This window comes from Hymenobacter guriensis, assembly GCF_015773195.1.
Lineage (GTDB): Bacteria > Bacteroidota > Bacteroidia > Cytophagales > Hymenobacteraceae > Hymenobacter > Hymenobacter guriensis.
In genome coordinates this window covers 237349-251387 of the sequence record NZ_JADWYK010000007.1, presented here as the reverse complement: position 1 = coordinate 251387, position 14039 = coordinate 237349, and the positions used below count along the sequence as shown (strand labels likewise).

The following is a 14039-nucleotide window of genomic DNA, read 5'->3' as shown; positions in this document are numbered from 1 at the left end:
CCGGCTGCTTCTTAAAAAAGAAGCAGTAATAGCCGTAGAAACAGAAGCTGGTGGAAGAAGCGGGCATCAGTCAAAGTCAAAAAGAAAGCGCCTCTCGATGGGGTCGAGAGGCGCTGAAGTTTCGGGGAGGAAAAGCTACAGAGGGGCCGCTCGACTACGCGTGGGCGTAGTAGAAATAAAAGCTAAAAAAGAAGCGGCTCGTCGGCTGAGGCATGAGGATCAGGTGCTTTGCAGGAGCAAGGTGGGCGCTGATTCCGACAATTCCAAATGAGGAAGCAGGAAATCTTTCATTTCTCCGAACCCGGGTTACGTGGAGAATCAGCATTTTAGCGGTGCATTCCGTTGTTCTTTGCTACTGATTTCACCGTTGATGTATCGTTACTTTCTAGGGGCCGCACTGCTGCTCTCCGCTGCGGCCCGGGCCCAAACTGCGCCCACGGCCGCCGTCCTCACGCAGGCCGATAAGCTAACTACCGCCCAGCAGTATGAGGCGGCGTACGCGCTGCTGGACAAGGCCGACCCCCAAAACCAGCAGCCGGACGTGGTGCTGGCCAAGGAAAAGCTCCTGCTCAACTACTACCTCGTCAGCCTCAACTATCAGGGCTTCGGGCTGAAAAATCTGGAGCCGGGCGAAACCGTGGCGCAGCTGCGCGGCCAGGAAGGCAACTATAGTATGCACCTGCTCGACATCCCGAAGGAGCTGAAGCGCCTGCAGCAGAAATACCCGCAGAACTTCGCCCTCAGCAAGGGACTGGGCGACTATTACTACCAGGTGCAGCAGTGCCACTGCGGCGAGCGGGACAAGACCGACGACCAACTGCGGGCCCTGGTATTGCGCTACTACGGCCAGGCCCACGCCCACGGAGCCGGCGACTTTATGTCGTACTACGCCGTGGGCTACGCCCTGCTGGTGCAGAAAAAGCCCGAGCTTAGTCTGGCCCCGTTTGAGAAGTCCATTGCCCTGAACGCGGACTACCCGACTTCGCACTACAACCTGGCTTTCGCCCAGCTGCAGCTGGGACGCTGGGGCGACGCTACGCCGCACGCCCAGGCTGCCTACCGCCTCTACTCCGACCCGGAGCTGAAAGCCGATGCCGCCCGCATGCTCGGCCACCTGTACTTGCAGCAGAAACAGCCAACCGAAGCCAAAACCGCTTTGCAGCAGAGCCTCGACCTGCAGCCCCGCAACTACGCTTCGCTGCGGCAGCTGCTGGAGCTGGCCGTGACCGAGCGCGCCTCCACGGCCCCAGAGCTGGCCGCCCGCCTCTACCTGCTCGACCCGGCCGACGAACAGATGTTCATCGATATTATGGACATCTACCAGGCTGCCAACCAGTGGGCCGAAGCCGAAGCCGTTTTCCGGAGCCAGCTGCCTACGGCCCCCAAAGCCCCGGCGGCTCAGGGCCTGCTGCATTTCTACCTGGCTATTCTGAACATGCAGCTGCAGCGCCCCAGGGAGGCCCGGCCCCACTTTCTGGCCGCCCAAACGCAGCTGCGCAAAATCTCCAAACCCGATAATCCTCTATTTGAGCTGATCGAAAAGGGGTTGAAAGAAACCCACCCGTAGTGCCAGGCGCTGGCGGCAGCACCAGTTTCCGACGGGCGCGGCGTATCTTCGGCAGCTTATTTGTCGGTTTCTGATGCGCTCCGGTTTTGTGTGCTTTCTGGTTTGGTGCGCCGCTTCGGCCGGGGTGTGGGCGCAAACTTCGCCCACCGAAGCCACTGTGCTCAAGCAGGCTGATGCCTTGCTGGCCTGGCGCAAGTACCAAGCCGCCTTTCAGCTGCTGCAGGTGTTCGACCCCTGGCACCGCCAGCCGGCCGTAGCCCTCAGAGCCGCCGACATTGCCCTTCACTACCACACCCAGCAGCAGAATTTCCGGGCCTTCGACTTCAAGGACCTGACACTTACAGAGTCGCTCGACTCGCTGCGCCGCCACGCGTCCGACTCGGTAAGCTACCAGTTTCCGATAGGCCAGGTGCTCGACTCCCTGCACCGACGCTTTCCGCAGAACTATAAAGTGGAAAAAGCCTTGGCCGACTATTACTTCGAGCTGCAGCAGTGCGCCTGCTCGGAGGAGGAGTTTTCGGAGGATGAGCTGTTTCAGCGCATGGTGAGCCACTACCGCGTTGCGCACGGCCACGGCTACGGCGACTACCTCTCTTACTACGCCCTCGGCTATGCCTTTATGCGCCTCGGCGACTTTCCGGCCAGCGCCGCGGCCTACGAGCGGTCCATTGCCCTGCGCAAGGACTACGCCCTGGCACACTTCCAGCTGGCCTACGACTACTTAGAGCTCAAGCGCCTACCCGACGCCCGGGACCAGGCCCGGCTGGCCGTGGCGCTGTTCAAGCAGCCCCAGCTGCGCGCCGATGCCGAGTTTCTGCTGGCCGAGCTGGAGCACCGCCTCGCTACCCCAGCCGCCGTGGTAGCCCTCCCGGCCGCTTCCCTCAGCGTAGCCCCTGACTCGGCAGTGCAGGCCGTTACTTCGCTGAAGTCAGGCCCCGTACACCTGGTAGTGCCTGAGCTGCGCTTCCAGCCCGATTCGGTAGAGGCACTGGAGCCGCGGCTGCCAGCATTGGTCGACACCACGCAAACGCCAGCCCGCTGGCCGCAGCAGCTACCGGTTCCGCCGCCACAACCAGTTGAGCCGGTATCTGACCCGGCGCCGCCGCCAGCTACAGGTTTTCTTCCAAAAGCTTTCGGGAAAGAGCAGTAACCCTGTAGCGCCAGCGCGTACAGATCGTTTTTCATTTTTGGCACGGTTTTCCATTAGTACCTGTCCGAAGCCGGCCGGCTGCTCGTGCACACGCAGCCCCGGCGCTTTTCCACATACCGGAACTCCTAGATCTTACTGCCATGAACACGCGTCTTTTTGGCCGCCTGGCCGCTGCTTGCCTTTTTGTTTCTGCTTCCTTCACCGCCGCCGAGGCCCAAACCCGTACCGTGCAAACGCACCGCGTGGGCTATCCGGCCCCGGCCCGCTCTTCTTACTCACCCGCCAGTTCCAGCTCCGGCGTGAAATTCGGCATCAAAGCCGGCTTGAACGTGGCCGACTGGTCGGGAGATGCGGTGGAAAGCCTGCAAAACCTGGCCGACCTGAGCCAGGGTAGCGTGACCCGCGAAACGAAGCTTGGCTTCCACGCCGGGGTGTATGCCACGCTGCCTTTGGGCGACAAGTTCTCCATTGAGCCAGGCGTGCAGTACTCCGAGAAAGGCATGCGCCTAACCGGCACCCTGCCCTTTGAGCAGTTTGACTTCCTGAATGCCAAAGTAACGGCCACGGCCCGCATGGCTTACCTTGATATTCCGTTGATTGCCAAAGCCCACCTCACGCCCGGCCTCTACCTCTACGCCGGCCCGCAGGCGTCCATCCTGCTCAGCAACAAGGCCCGCATAGAAGCCGGTGTTCTGGGTTTCGATGCTTACCAGCAAGATTTCGACATCAAAAGCCAGTTCCGCCCCGTGGACTTTGCCGTAACCGGCGGCCTGGGCTACCAGTTCGATAGCGGCTTTGGCCTGAGCGCCGGCTACGACTACGGCCTGTCGTCCCTGGACAAAAACAACCGCTTCGATGCGCAGAACCGCGTGATTAAGGCCGCCCTGAATTTCTCTTTTTAACTTCCAGCCTCTTTCCCGCCAGTTCAGCAAAAAGCCCCGCTACAAACGTAGCGGGGCTTTTTACGTGCGGTTCCGAAGGCCGGCTTCTGCCTCTCCTGCACGGGCCGGCTGCGGGATAAACTGAATAGCTGAGCTAACAATAAAACGAGAGCAATAGAACACAACGGGTTATAACATAGGGCAGACCGGAACCACCGTTTCAAGTAAGGGGGCATCTGGCTGCAATCAGATGCGTTGAAACGGTGGCTATGCCGGTGAGTGAGTTGGTAGCCCGGTCTGCCCTGGTGCCAGCAGCGTCAAGCGCTGCCAGTCACCACATGTCGACGTAAAGAATTTTACTGGCTGATACCTCTGGCTCAGCGTCCAAAGTGTTGGTTTAGCATGGCAGAAACCTGCATGCAAAAGTCTGTGAGGTGAGGAAGGTATTCAGATAGATGCCACTGCCCGAACTATTCCACACGGCCCCGAGCATTTTTTTTAAATTTTTTTTTCCGGTAGGCCTATCGGCTTCCATAGTCGTTGGGCGTAGGCCGGATTCCTTCTGCCAGCTTGATGAGGCGCACCATTTCGGCGCGGTAGCCATCGGGGTCAAACGATTTGGCTTGCCCGGCCAGTTGCGCAGTAGCTTCCCAGGTAGCGGTGCCCCGGTAGTCGCTCTGCCGCAAGAGCATACCAAACTGCGCCACTGCGGCCGCGAACCGCAGATTTTCACTTGCTTTCTGAATTGGACGAGCCTCGCCGGTCAGAGGGTGAGCCAGCAACTTGCTGGTAAGGCCCTGGGGCTCTTTGTAGCGCAGCTTCACGGTGAGCAGCTCAGCACTTTTTGCGGCGGGGGAAACTGGCGGGGCGGGCTGATATTTCAGCGGGTCAACGGTGGCAGGGGCGCCAACGGGCACGATTTCGTAGAGGGCCGTTACGGTATGCCCGGAGCCCAGCTCCCCGGCGTCTTTGCGGTCGTTGTTAAAGTCCTCGGCGGCCAATAGGCGGTTTTCGTAGCCTACGAGGCGGTACTCGCGCACCCGGGCCGGGTTGAACTCCACCTGCAGCTTCACGTCTTTGGCCAGCGTGAAAAGCGTGCCGCCAAACTGCTGTACCAGTACCCGGCGAGCCTCATCCAGGTTGTCGAGGTAGGCGTAGTTGCCGTTGCCCTTATCGGCCAGCAGCTCCATCTTTTTGTCCTGATAGTTCCCCTGGCCCACGCCCAGCACCGTCAGGAACACGCCGGTTTCGCGCTCTTCGGTGATGAGCCGTTCCATAGCATCGTCGCTCTGCTCGCCTACGTTGAAGTCCCCGTCAGTGCACAGAATTACCCGGTTGTTGCCTTCGCGGTTGAAGTTTTCCCGGGCTACGCGGTAGGCCAGGCGCAGGCCCGCACCGCCGGCCGTAGAGCCTCCGGCTTCCAGTTGTTCAATGGCGGCCAGAATATCGGCCCGCTTGCTGCCGGCCGTAGGCGGCAACACCGTACCAGCCGCGCCGGCATAGACGACGAGGGCAACTTTATCCTGAGGGCGCAGCTCCTTGGTGAGCAGCCGCAGCGCCTGCTTTACCAGGCCGAGCCGGTCTTCGCCCTGCATGGAGCCCGATACATCGACCAGAAATACCAGGTTGGCCGGCGGCAGCTTTTCGGTGGCAACTTTGCGCGCCTGCAGCGCTACCTGCACCAGCTGGTGCTCGTTGTTCCAGGGACACTGAGCCTGCTCGGTGATGAGGTGAAAGGGGGCCGAGGCGCCAGAAGCCGGCTGCGGGTAGTCGTACTGAAAGTAGTTGAGCATTTCTTCGACCCGCACGGCGTCACGGGGCGGGTACTGGCCTTGCTGCAGAAAGCGCCGCACGTTGCTGTAGCTGGCCGCGTCCACATCAATGCTGAAGGTGCTCAGGGGCTCTTTGCCCACGGCCCGGAAGCCGTTCTCAGCAATAGTAGCGTACGATTCGCCCGCTCCAGGCTCCGGCGCAGGGGCCAAGTAGCCGGCAACACTGTTGCTATAAGCTCTTGCTTTTCGGTCTTTATGACTCTCCTGCACCGTGGCGGCTCCTCTTATTTGTACCCCGGCTGCTCTGCCTTGGATGCCGGTCACAACTACTTCGTTGAGTTGTTTGGTGTCCGGCGAAAGGGCAACATCGACAACGACTTTCCCCGTGAGTTTTACTTCTTTCGTGACGTAGCCAACAAAACTGAACGTCAGCGCTTTACTTCCTGCCGGAACCTGCAACGTGTAGCGCCCATCCGAGCCAGTGCTGGTTCCAATGGAGGTGCCCTTCACCAATACGGTAACCCCTGGCAGGCCGACGGCCTTTTTCCCTGTGGCATCCGTGACGCGCCCTTGTAGCGAATAGGTGGCCTGCGCTGAAGACTTGGAGCGCACCAGCGGCTCTACCGACTGGGCCAGCGTGGGCACGGTAGCCAATAGGCTGGCAATTAGTAACACATAACGGCATTTCATACAAACACGAGTTAAAGTGAATGGATATGCTTTTGATGCAGTACTTAGTCGAATTGCACACGGATGGCGCAAAATTTCCCGGCTGTGAAAAGCCCTACGCCAGAGGCGGCCTGCTGATTTTTAAGTAAATGCTCTTTTTTGCTCCCGTAAAAACCGTAGCTTCGGAAAGATTCTGCCTGGCCCTCGTGTCTATGTTTTTTCGCCGCCGTTCTAAGTCGCCCACTGAGCTTTCCGATGAGGAACTGCTGCTGCGCTACCGCCAGCACGGCGACGTGCAGGACGTGGGCATGCTCTACGACCGGCACCTAACGGCCGTATTTGCCATCTGCCGCCGCTACCTGCGCCCCGACGAAGACGCTCAGGACGCCGTGATGCAGCTCTTCGAGCAACTGGTAGAAAAGCTTCGCCGCCACGAGGTAGACAACTTCACGGCCTGGCTGCACACCACCGCCCGCAACTACTGCCTGATGGTGCTGCGGGCCCGGCAGCGCACCAGCCCCGAGGGTGGAGGCCCGCTTATCTTGCATTTTCCTGATGCTACGGATATGGAATCGGCAGCCGGCCGGCATCTACCTGCTGATGACCCCGAAGAAGCTGCCTCAACCGAAGCCCGCCTCCGCTACCTGGAGCACGCCCTTACCGAGCTGCCGGACGGGCAGCGCCAGTGCCTGGAGCTGTTTTATTTACAACAGAAGTGCTACCGCGACATTGCCGACGCCACCGGTTATGATCTTAGTCTGGTGAAAAGCTACCTGCAAAACGGCAAACGCAACCTTAAACGCATGCTTGAATCTTATCCTACCGATGCCGCCTCGTAACCTCACGCTTGTGCCCCCGCCCGCCCCCGACCAGCACGTGTCGGCGGAGCTGTTGCGCCAGTACGCGGCCGGTACGCTGGTGCCTGCCCAGCAGTATCATGTGGAGGCCCACACCAGCGACTGTGCCCGCTGCGCCGAAGTGCTGGAAGGTTTGTCCGTCACCGATTACGCCACCACGGAGCGGGGTCTGGCCTCCGTGCGCAGCCGCTTACACACGCGCCTGGCAGTAGATGCCGCCCGGCACTCGCACCGCTACGCGGCCTGGACCGGGGTAGCAGCTACGCTGCTGCTGCTGGTAGTGGCCGCCAGTGTCTTCTGGCTGAACTCCCGGCCTTTTATGGCTCGCCGTACTCCGGTAGCCAACACCGCGGCCGAAGTACCCATACTGGCTCCGCAAGTGGGTACCCCGGCAGCAGAGCAGCTGGCTCCTTTCGCTAACCCTGCAGCCCCGGTTGCGCCATTAGTGGCAGCGGCTCCGAGAGCAAATGCAACTCCAGAAGCTGGCCTGACAGCAGTATCTCCACAGCCGCAGGTGGCTTACCAGAGCCGTATAGTACCGCCCCGCGTGAGGCACGTCGGCTCAGCGCTGGCAGGTTCAGCTACCACCAGGCAACCAGCAAAAGTAATTTCTGCCAACGCAGTATTCACCAACCAACTTGCCTCTGCTACTACCACTACATCAACCAGTACCCTTACCTCCGATGCTGCTTCCCCGGCTGCTGAAGCCTATTCCGTGGTGGTAGCGGCTATGGAGCCCCGCCCCAGTAGTGCCTTGCGGGCAATAGCACTATCAGCCCCGCGAGTAGAAGGAGTTAAGCTACCCGCTGTGGCTATGGCTGGCAGCACTGCCAAACCCACAGAAGTGGCTACGGCTGCTACCGCTACTAATAAAGCCGGCAAGCTTCCATCGGTTCCAGCTGCGGCAGCACCGGTAGCCGGGGGCCGTACTGCCATGCAGATGCCGCCTTCTCCAGATTTGGCCTCAGTGCCGTTGGGTGGCCACGCGGCATTCCGGCGCTACCTTAAAAAGGAGCTGAAATTTCCCGAGGCCGACCGAGCTAAAGGTGTGGAAGGCGTGGTGAAGCTGCGCTTCGTGGTAGCCGCCGACGGCTCGCTGCAGGATATTAAAGTGGTGAGCCCCGTGTCGGAAGAGTGCGACGCAGAAGCTATCCGCCTGCTTAAAGAGGGCCCAGCATGGTACCCAGCCATTGTACGTGGGAAGCGCGTACCAACGGTTATGCGGGTTTCCGTTACCTTCAACCCACTGGAGTAACTTCTTGATGTAACCACTCATGCAAAAGGGCCACCGCAATTACCTGGGTAATTGCGGTGGCCCTTTTGCATGAGTGGTTGGTATTGCTAGCCGCTGTAGCCGCCGCCGCTTTCGGGGGCAGTGGCGCTTCCGCCGGGTCCGTCGGGAGCAGGCAGCTCCGAGTCGGTTTTCAGCTTTACCTGGCTATAGTCGGGGGCGCCGTTGCCAGCGGTGGGCACGGGGGCTGTGTTTTCGGAGGAAGGTGCAGTAGCGCCGGCGCTCTGGTCCGTGGTGGGAGTAGCCGAAGAGGTAGATAAGGCGTCGGACTCGTCTTCGAAGGTCTTTTTCATGATATGGGCAGAAGGTGCAGGTGAGAAATTCAACGTTTAGTTGGGCTATACGCAGCCCCGCCGGCCGCAGCCACGGGCGACACCCGCAGAATTTGGGGATTTCGGTAGCGGGCGGGGCAGGGTTGCGTACTTTTGCCTCGCCGCCCCAGCTGGGGCACGTTTAGCCGTTCCTTCCTCTTCTCATCCCACGTTCAGAAGCATGACGCAGTTCCGCACCGAGAAAGACACCATGGGCACCGTGCAGGTGCCGGCCGACGCCTACTACGGCGCCCAGACCCAGCGCAGCATCGACAACTTCCAGATTGCCCAGGACATCAACCGGATGCCCAAGGAAATCATCCGCGCCTTCGCCTACCTCAAGAAAGCTGCTGCCCTTACCAACCGCGACGCCGGCGTGCTGCCCGCCGACAAGGCCGAGCTGATTGGCCGCGTGTGCGACGAAATCCTGGAGGGCAAACTCGATAAGGAGTTTCCGCTGGTGGTGTGGCAGACCGGCTCGGGCACGCAAAGCAACATGAACGTGAACGAGGTGGTAGCCTACCGCGGCCACGTGCTGCAGGGCGGCCTCCTCTCCGACGAGAAAAAAGTGCTGGCCCCCAACGACGACGTGAACAAGAGCCAGAGCTCCAACGACACGTTCCCGACGGCCATGCACATTGCGGCCTACAAGATTCTGGTGGAAACCACCATTCCTGGCATCGAGAAGCTGCGCGACACGCTCAAAAGCAAGTCGGAGCAGTTCATGCACATCGTTAAAATCGGCCGCACCCACTTGATGGATGCCACCCCGCTAACGGTAGGACAGGAGTTTTCGGGCTACGTGTCGCAGCTCGACCACGGCCTGCGTGCCATCAAGAATACGCTGGCTCACCTGAGCGAGCTGGCTTTAGGTGGTACTGCCGTAGGTACGGGCATCAATACCCCTCCCGGCTACTCCGAAAACGTAGCCAAGCACATTGCCGAGCTGACGGGTCTGCCCTTCATTACGGCCGAGAACAAGTTTGAGGCCCTGGCCGCCCACGACGCCATTGTGGAAGCCCATGGCGCTCTGAAAACCGTGGCCGCTTCGCTGATGAAAATAGGCAACGACATCCGCCTGCTGGCTTCGGGTCCGCGCGCCGGCATCGGGGAGCTGCACATTCCCGATAACGAGCCGGGCTCCAGCATCATGCCCGGCAAGGTGAACCCCACTCAGTGCGAGGCCATGACGATGGTAGCGGCGCAGGTGATGGGCAACGACGTAGCCATCAACATCGGCGGCATGAACGGCCACTTCGAGCTGAACGTGTTCAAGCCCGTCATGATCTACAACTTCCTACACTCAGCCCGCCTCATTGGCGACGTGTGCGTGAGCTTCAACGACAAGTGCGCCGTAGGCATCGAGCCGCTGGAAGCCAACATCAAAAAGCACGTGGATTCGTCGCTGATGCTGGTGACGGCCCTCAACCCCCACATTGGCTACTACAAAGCCGCCGAAATTGCTCAGACGGCCCACAAAAACGGCTCTACGCTGAAGGAAACCGCCCTGCAGCTTGGCTACCTCACCGAGGAGCAGTTCAACGAGTGGCTGAAGCCCGAAGACATGGTAGGCGAAATCAAGAAATAGCGCCTGCTTTCCGCTGAAGCCGAAACGCCGCTGCTCCACTCTGGGGCAGCGGCGTTTCGGTTTTTCGGGCATCTTTACGCTGCGTACTTCATCTGCCTTATCCGCATGGATTTCTCCGCTGACATCATTCTGGAAAACGACCGGGCTTTGCTACGTCCATTGGTGGGCACTGACGTTGACCTGCTGCAGGAACCAGCCGCCGACCCGGAACTGTGGCTCTACACGCTCACCCGCGCCGACAGCCGCTCGGAGCTGGAAGCCTACGTGGCCGCCGCGCTGCAGGGCCGGGCACAGGCACGGCGCTACCCGTTTATCATCATCGACAAGCAAACGGGTCGGGCCGCAGGCAGCACCAGCTACTACAACGTGGTGCCTGAGGAGCAGCGCCTGAGCATAGGCTACACCTGGATTGGCACTGATTTCCAACGCACGGGCCTCAACCGGGCCGCCAAGCACCTGCTATTGCGCTATGCTTTCGATGAGCTGGGCTGCAAGCGGGTGGAGCTGGAAACGGATGCGCGCAACTATAAGTCGCAGAACGCCATGCGGCAGATGGGCGCCACCGAGGAGGGCACCTTGCGCAGCCACCGCCCCACGCAGGGCGGCATCCGACGCGACACTATTATCTTCAGCATCATCCGGCCGGAGTGGGCGGCGCTGCGGCAAACCGTCTTCGGCGCTTTCGATACCGCTCGTGGCTGATTCCCAACCCCGCCGCTTTCCGGCCATACTGCGGCAGCGGGCCGCCAGCTTTGGCTATGCCTTTCGGGGCGTGGCAGCGGCTTTGCGCACCGAGGTGCACCTGCGGCTGCATGCGGCGGCTACGCTGGTGGTATTGGGGCTGGGCTGGTATTTCAAAATCACGCCCGGGGAATGGGCCGCCGTGGCCCTGAGCGTGGGCGCCGTGTGGTGTGCTGAGCTGATGAATACGGCTATTGAAGCGGTGGTAAACCTGGTTTCGCCCGAGTACCACCCGCTGGCCGGCCGGGCCAAGGACGTAGCCGCCGGGGCGGTGCTGGTAATGGCGCTGGCCGCGCTAACGGTGGGCCTGCTGGTATTCGCGCCGCGGGTGTGGGCCCTGCTTGGCCGGTAACCCGGCCAACCCCGCTTCCGGTTTGGCGTAAGCCGGAGAGTTACCAGCTCTTCATTACTTTCGCGGCCCCGCTTTGCTTTCTGCCTTATGCGCCTGATTTTTTCCCTTGCCCCGCTAGCCGCCCTGCTCCTGGCTGGCGCCTGTGCCCGTCGGCCCGAAGTGAGTACGCCCGCCAACGACAACCCCCGGGAAGTGCAGTCGGAGGCTACCTCGTCGCCTTCCACGGTAAATCCTACCACCAGCCGGCCGGCTTCTTCCACCGTTGCCATGTTTGATACCACTGCCCGGCCTGCCTGGCTGCAGAAGCGCATTGCCGAGCTGGGCGCCACCGAAAAGCCCCAGAACCCCAAGGCGCGCATCCTGAGCTACCGCCTTGATGGGCAGTTGGTGTACTACTTCAACGCGCCCTGCTGCGACCAGTACTCCACGCTCTACAGCGCCAAAGGAACGGTGCTTTGCCGCCCGGATGGCGGCTTCACGGGCCGGGGCGACGGCAAGTGCCCCGATTTTGAGAAAAAGCGTACCGAGGAGCGCCTCGTGTGGGAAGACCCCCGGTAGCGTTTGAAAATGTAGATAAAGCTATTTGGTGGCTGGGCCGGTTAAGCCGCTGTAGCACCTTCGCGCCGTCGTTTACTTGTCTTGCCCTGTTTAGTTTTTACCCATGAGTAACACCAACGAAAAGCTGGGGGCCTACAACGTGTGGGCCAACGAAACCCTGCTCCGCCACCTTGATAGCCTGGTAGCTGCCGGCGCTACCCTTCCGGCCAGCAGCCTGCGCCTGTTCAGCCACGTGCTCAACGCCCAGGCCATCTGGCTGGGCCGCCTCACCGCTACGCCCAGTCCCGTAAAAGTGTGGCAGGAGCACGACCTGGCAGGCCTGCACCACTGGCACGAGCAAACCTCGGCCCGCTTCCGCGACTACGTGGCGGCCGCCGATGAGGCCGAGCTGAGCCGCCTGATTACGTACACCAACTCGGCCGGGGAGGGATACACCAGCCAGGTAGCGGATATTTTCACCCACGTGCCCGTACACGCCAACTACCACCGGGCCCAGGTAGCCCGCGACCTGCGCCTGCACGGCCTGGAGCCCATCAATACCGATTTTATTACGTACTGCCGGGAGCTGTCGGCCAAAGCGGCGGCGGCCGACGTGCCCAGCCTGTAGGCGCTGGCACCGTGAAGCCCTTCCCGGCGCAAACATCTGCCGCCGGGAAGGGTTTTTCATGCTCAGTCCCTTATCCTTTCTGTCTTATTTCTTCTCTGCTGCCCTATGGCACTTCCCGTTCTTTCGGCCGAGCGTCTGCACACTGCCTACTCCTACGCGGCCTACCGCCAGCTTATCGATGAGCTGCTCACGCAAGGCCTTACTACCGGCCCGCAGCAGTCGGAGGCCCTCACGCACTACGCCCGACTGAACGTGCAGCGCATGGAGCGGATAGATAAGACCGTGCAGGTGCTGCCCCAGCTACTGGTAGCCGTGCAGGAGTTGCCGCGCCCCTACGTGTGGCTGGTACTCACCGAAGGCTGGTGCGGCGATGCAGCGCAGATTGTCCCGACGCTGGAAGCCGTGGCCCAGGCCAGCCAGGGCCAGCTAGCCACTCGCTACCTGCTGCGCGACGAAAACCTGGACTTGATGGACCGTTACCTTACAAATGGGGGCCGAGCCATTCCCAAGCTCATCATGCTCGATGCTGTTACCCTGGAGGAAGTAACCCAGTGGGGGCCCCGGCCAGCTCCCGCGCAGGCATTGTTTCTGGACCTGAAAGCCCAGGGACTCTCGCACGAAGCCTACGCCGAGCAGGTACACGCCTGGTATGCCAAAGACAAAACCCGCACCACCCAGGCAGAACTGCTGGCGCTGGTGCAAAAGCTGGGTTAAGCTTACTTTCTTGAAAAACAAAAAAGGCCTTCCGCTGTCAGCGGAAGGCCTTTTTTGTAGGCAAGGACAAAGGCTTATGATTACTGTGTAAGAGTGATAACACCTACACTGGTAACGTTATCGGCTACTACCGAAACATTCTCTTTTTGCGTGTCCTTGTACGGAGCCGCGGCTTTAAACTCTAAGCGGTATGTGCCAGCTTTAGCACCAAAAACCTGGAAACCGCCATTGGCATCAGTGTACGTGTTGATGGTGTCTCCGTTGGCTACGTCGGTACGGATAGCCATTACCTGGGGCTTGGCCGCCAGCGGCGTTACCGTGCCTTTGATGGAACCAGCTAAGGCAAACGGTACGGCCCGGATGACGGGCTTGAGGTTGTACTCACCGTTGCCGCGGGCTACCACCGATTTGGCTACGTCAAAGTCCAGCACAAACGAGTAGGTCACCCCAGCTTTCAAATCCTCGTTCACGTTGATTTTCAGGCCGGAAGTCTGGCCGCTGGGCACTTTGAGGTCAACCGTGGTTCCATCTTTCAGCGTCAGCGTATTGTTCGGGCCCAGTACCAACCTAATCTGCTCGATATGACCAGCCGGAAAATTCTGTCCGGCAATGAAGGCGTAGCTGCCATTTACCAACGATAGCAGGTTGTATTTGCCAGCCTCGGAGTCCAGATCCTGCCAGCCTTCCTCACCAGCAGCGTTGGTAGCGTTTACCTGTACTTTCTGCAAATCGATGTTTACAGCTTTGTAGTCGCCGGGGGCGTCAATGAGGAGCACTTGAATAGCTGCCGAGTCATTGTCGGTTTCATTGTCATCATTACAGCCTGCAAAGGCCAAGCTTGCTAGGGCTAAGGGCAAAAAGCGAAGAAATTTCATGGTAAAAGGGGAAAGGGAATTAATTGAAGAAAGGGGAAGAAGCCGGGTAGCAACTTCCGTACCGGGCAGACAACAACGCAGCCCGGATGATTCCTGGTGTGCAGGA

14 protein-coding genes are annotated in these 14039 nt (G+C 60.2%); 11 read left to right on the top strand and 3 right to left on the bottom strand.

Annotated features, from left to right (window positions below; all coding sequences use genetic code 11):
• The first annotated feature begins 370 nt into the window (after positions 1 to 370).
• The 3 genes from I5L79_RS13550 to I5L79_RS13540 all read left to right on the top strand — a co-directional run bounded on the left by I5L79_RS13550 (position 371) and on the right by I5L79_RS13540 (position 3619).
• Complete coding sequence (locus I5L79_RS13550; protein ID WP_196955591.1) at positions 371 to 1567, top strand: tetratricopeptide repeat protein; 1197 nt, start codon at positions 371 to 373, stop codon at positions 1565 to 1567.
• Between the two features lie 73 nt (positions 1568 to 1640).
• Complete coding sequence (locus I5L79_RS13545; protein WP_196955590.1) at positions 1641 to 2717, top strand: tetratricopeptide repeat protein; 1077 nt, start codon at positions 1641 to 1643, stop codon at positions 2715 to 2717.
• A gap of 140 nt (positions 2718 to 2857) precedes the next feature.
• A complete protein-coding gene (locus tag I5L79_RS13540) occupies positions 2858 to 3619 on the top strand; it encodes a porin family protein (RefSeq protein ID WP_196955589.1) in 762 nt (253 codons plus the stop codon).
• Positions 3620 to 4119: 500 nt separating this feature from the next.
• On the opposite strand, the gene I5L79_RS13535 is transcribed toward I5L79_RS13540, so the two are convergent.
• Positions 4120 to 6060 (bottom strand): vWA domain-containing protein, encoded by a 1941-nt coding sequence (locus tag I5L79_RS13535; protein WP_196955588.1) that lies wholly within the window; start codon positions 6058 to 6060, stop codon positions 4120 to 4122.
• A 191-nt stretch (positions 6061 to 6251) separates the two neighbouring features.
• On the opposite strand from I5L79_RS13535, the gene I5L79_RS13530 reads away from it, so the two are divergent.
• Positions 6252 to 6878 carry an RNA polymerase sigma factor gene (locus tag I5L79_RS13530; protein ID WP_196955587.1) on the top strand — a complete coding sequence of 209 codons (627 nt, stop codon included), beginning with the start codon at positions 6252 to 6254 and terminating at the stop codon, positions 6876 to 6878.
• Entirely contained in the window at positions 6865 to 8151 is a 1287-nt protein-coding gene (locus tag I5L79_RS13525) for an energy transducer TonB (RefSeq protein WP_196955586.1), read from the top strand. The genes I5L79_RS13530 and I5L79_RS13525 overlap by 14 nt, the downstream gene beginning before the upstream one ends.
• An 86-nt stretch (positions 8152 to 8237) precedes the next feature.
• Here the strand turns inward: I5L79_RS13525 and I5L79_RS13520 are convergent, their stop codons facing one another.
• Positions 8238 to 8480 (bottom strand): hypothetical protein, encoded by a 243-nt coding sequence (locus I5L79_RS13520; protein WP_196955585.1) that lies wholly within the window; start codon positions 8478 to 8480, stop codon positions 8238 to 8240.
• 199 nt (positions 8481 to 8679) lie between these two features.
• On the opposite strand from I5L79_RS13520, the gene fumC reads away from it, so the two are divergent.
• The 6 genes from fumC (at position 8680) to I5L79_RS13490 (ending at position 13058) form a co-directional block, all read left to right on the top strand.
• Positions 8680 to 10086, top strand: a complete 1407-nt coding sequence (gene fumC, locus I5L79_RS13515; RefSeq protein ID WP_196955584.1) for a class II fumarate hydratase — start codon at positions 8680 to 8682, stop codon at positions 10084 to 10086.
• Between the two features lie 105 nt (positions 10087 to 10191).
• On the top strand, positions 10192 to 10788 hold the full coding sequence (locus I5L79_RS13510) for a GNAT family N-acetyltransferase (RefSeq protein WP_196955583.1): 597 nt from the start codon (positions 10192 to 10194) through the stop codon (positions 10786 to 10788).
• Complete coding sequence (locus I5L79_RS13505; RefSeq protein WP_317191382.1) at positions 10781 to 11179, top strand: diacylglycerol kinase family protein; 399 nt, start codon at positions 10781 to 10783, stop codon at positions 11177 to 11179. The genes I5L79_RS13510 and I5L79_RS13505 overlap by 8 nt, the downstream gene beginning before the upstream one ends.
• Before the next feature lie 87 nt (positions 11180 to 11266).
• Complete coding sequence (locus I5L79_RS23335; protein ID WP_231403080.1) at positions 11267 to 11737, top strand: DUF6970 domain-containing protein; 471 nt, start codon at positions 11267 to 11269, stop codon at positions 11735 to 11737.
• Positions 11738 to 11840: 103 nt separating this feature from the next.
• The gene (locus tag I5L79_RS13495; protein WP_196955582.1) at positions 11841 to 12344 is read left to right on the top strand and encodes a DinB family protein; all 504 of its coding nucleotides are present in this window, start codon (positions 11841 to 11843) and stop codon (positions 12342 to 12344) included.
• A 105-nt stretch (positions 12345 to 12449) separates the two neighbouring features.
• Positions 12450 to 13058, top strand: a complete 609-nt coding sequence (locus I5L79_RS13490) for a thioredoxin family protein (protein ID WP_196955581.1) — start codon at positions 12450 to 12452, stop codon at positions 13056 to 13058.
• An 80-nt stretch (positions 13059 to 13138) separates the two neighbouring features.
• Here the strand turns inward: I5L79_RS13490 and I5L79_RS13485 are convergent, their stop codons facing one another.
• The gene (locus I5L79_RS13485; RefSeq protein WP_196955580.1) at positions 13139 to 13933 is read right to left on the bottom strand and encodes a DUF4382 domain-containing protein; all 795 of its coding nucleotides are present in this window, start codon (positions 13931 to 13933) and stop codon (positions 13139 to 13141) included.
• Positions 13934 to 14039 lie beyond the last annotated feature (106 nt).

Bases quoted from the DNA above. Each gene is read 5' to 3' on its own strand.
- I5L79_RS13545 (WP_196955590.1), top strand. From the start codon at position 1,641: ATGCGCTCCGGTTTTGTGTGCTTTCTGGTTTGGTGCGCCGCTTCGGCC.
- I5L79_RS13540 (WP_196955589.1), top strand. From the start codon at position 2,858: ATGAACACGCGTCTTTTTGGCCGCCTGGCCGCTGCTTGCCTTTTTGTT.
- fumC (WP_196955584.1), top strand. From the start codon at position 8,680: ATGACGCAGTTCCGCACCGAGAAAGACACCATGGGCACCGTGCAGGTG.
- I5L79_RS13520 (WP_196955585.1), bottom strand. From the start codon at position 8,480: ATGAAAAAGACCTTCGAAGACGAGTCCGACGCCTTATCTACCTCTTCG.
- I5L79_RS13530 (WP_196955587.1), top strand. From the start codon at position 6,252: ATGTTTTTTCGCCGCCGTTCTAAGTCGCCCACTGAGCTTTCCGATGAG.
- I5L79_RS13535 (WP_196955588.1), bottom strand. From the start codon at position 6,060: ATGAAATGCCGTTATGTGTTACTAATTGCCAGCCTATTGGCTACCGTG.
- I5L79_RS13525 (WP_196955586.1), top strand. From the start codon at position 6,865: ATGCCGCCTCGTAACCTCACGCTTGTGCCCCCGCCCGCCCCCGACCAG.
- I5L79_RS13550 (WP_196955591.1), top strand. From the start codon at position 371: ATGTATCGTTACTTTCTAGGGGCCGCACTGCTGCTCTCCGCTGCGGCC.
- I5L79_RS13510 (WP_196955583.1), top strand. From the start codon at position 10,192: ATGGATTTCTCCGCTGACATCATTCTGGAAAACGACCGGGCTTTGCTA.
- I5L79_RS13485 (WP_196955580.1), bottom strand. From the start codon at position 13,933: ATGAAATTTCTTCGCTTTTTGCCCTTAGCCCTAGCAAGCTTGGCCTTT.
- I5L79_RS23335 (WP_231403080.1), top strand. From the start codon at position 11,267: ATGCGCCTGATTTTTTCCCTTGCCCCGCTAGCCGCCCTGCTCCTGGCT.
- I5L79_RS13495 (WP_196955582.1), top strand. From the start codon at position 11,841: ATGAGTAACACCAACGAAAAGCTGGGGGCCTACAACGTGTGGGCCAAC.
- I5L79_RS13490 (WP_196955581.1), top strand. From the start codon at position 12,450: ATGGCACTTCCCGTTCTTTCGGCCGAGCGTCTGCACACTGCCTACTCC.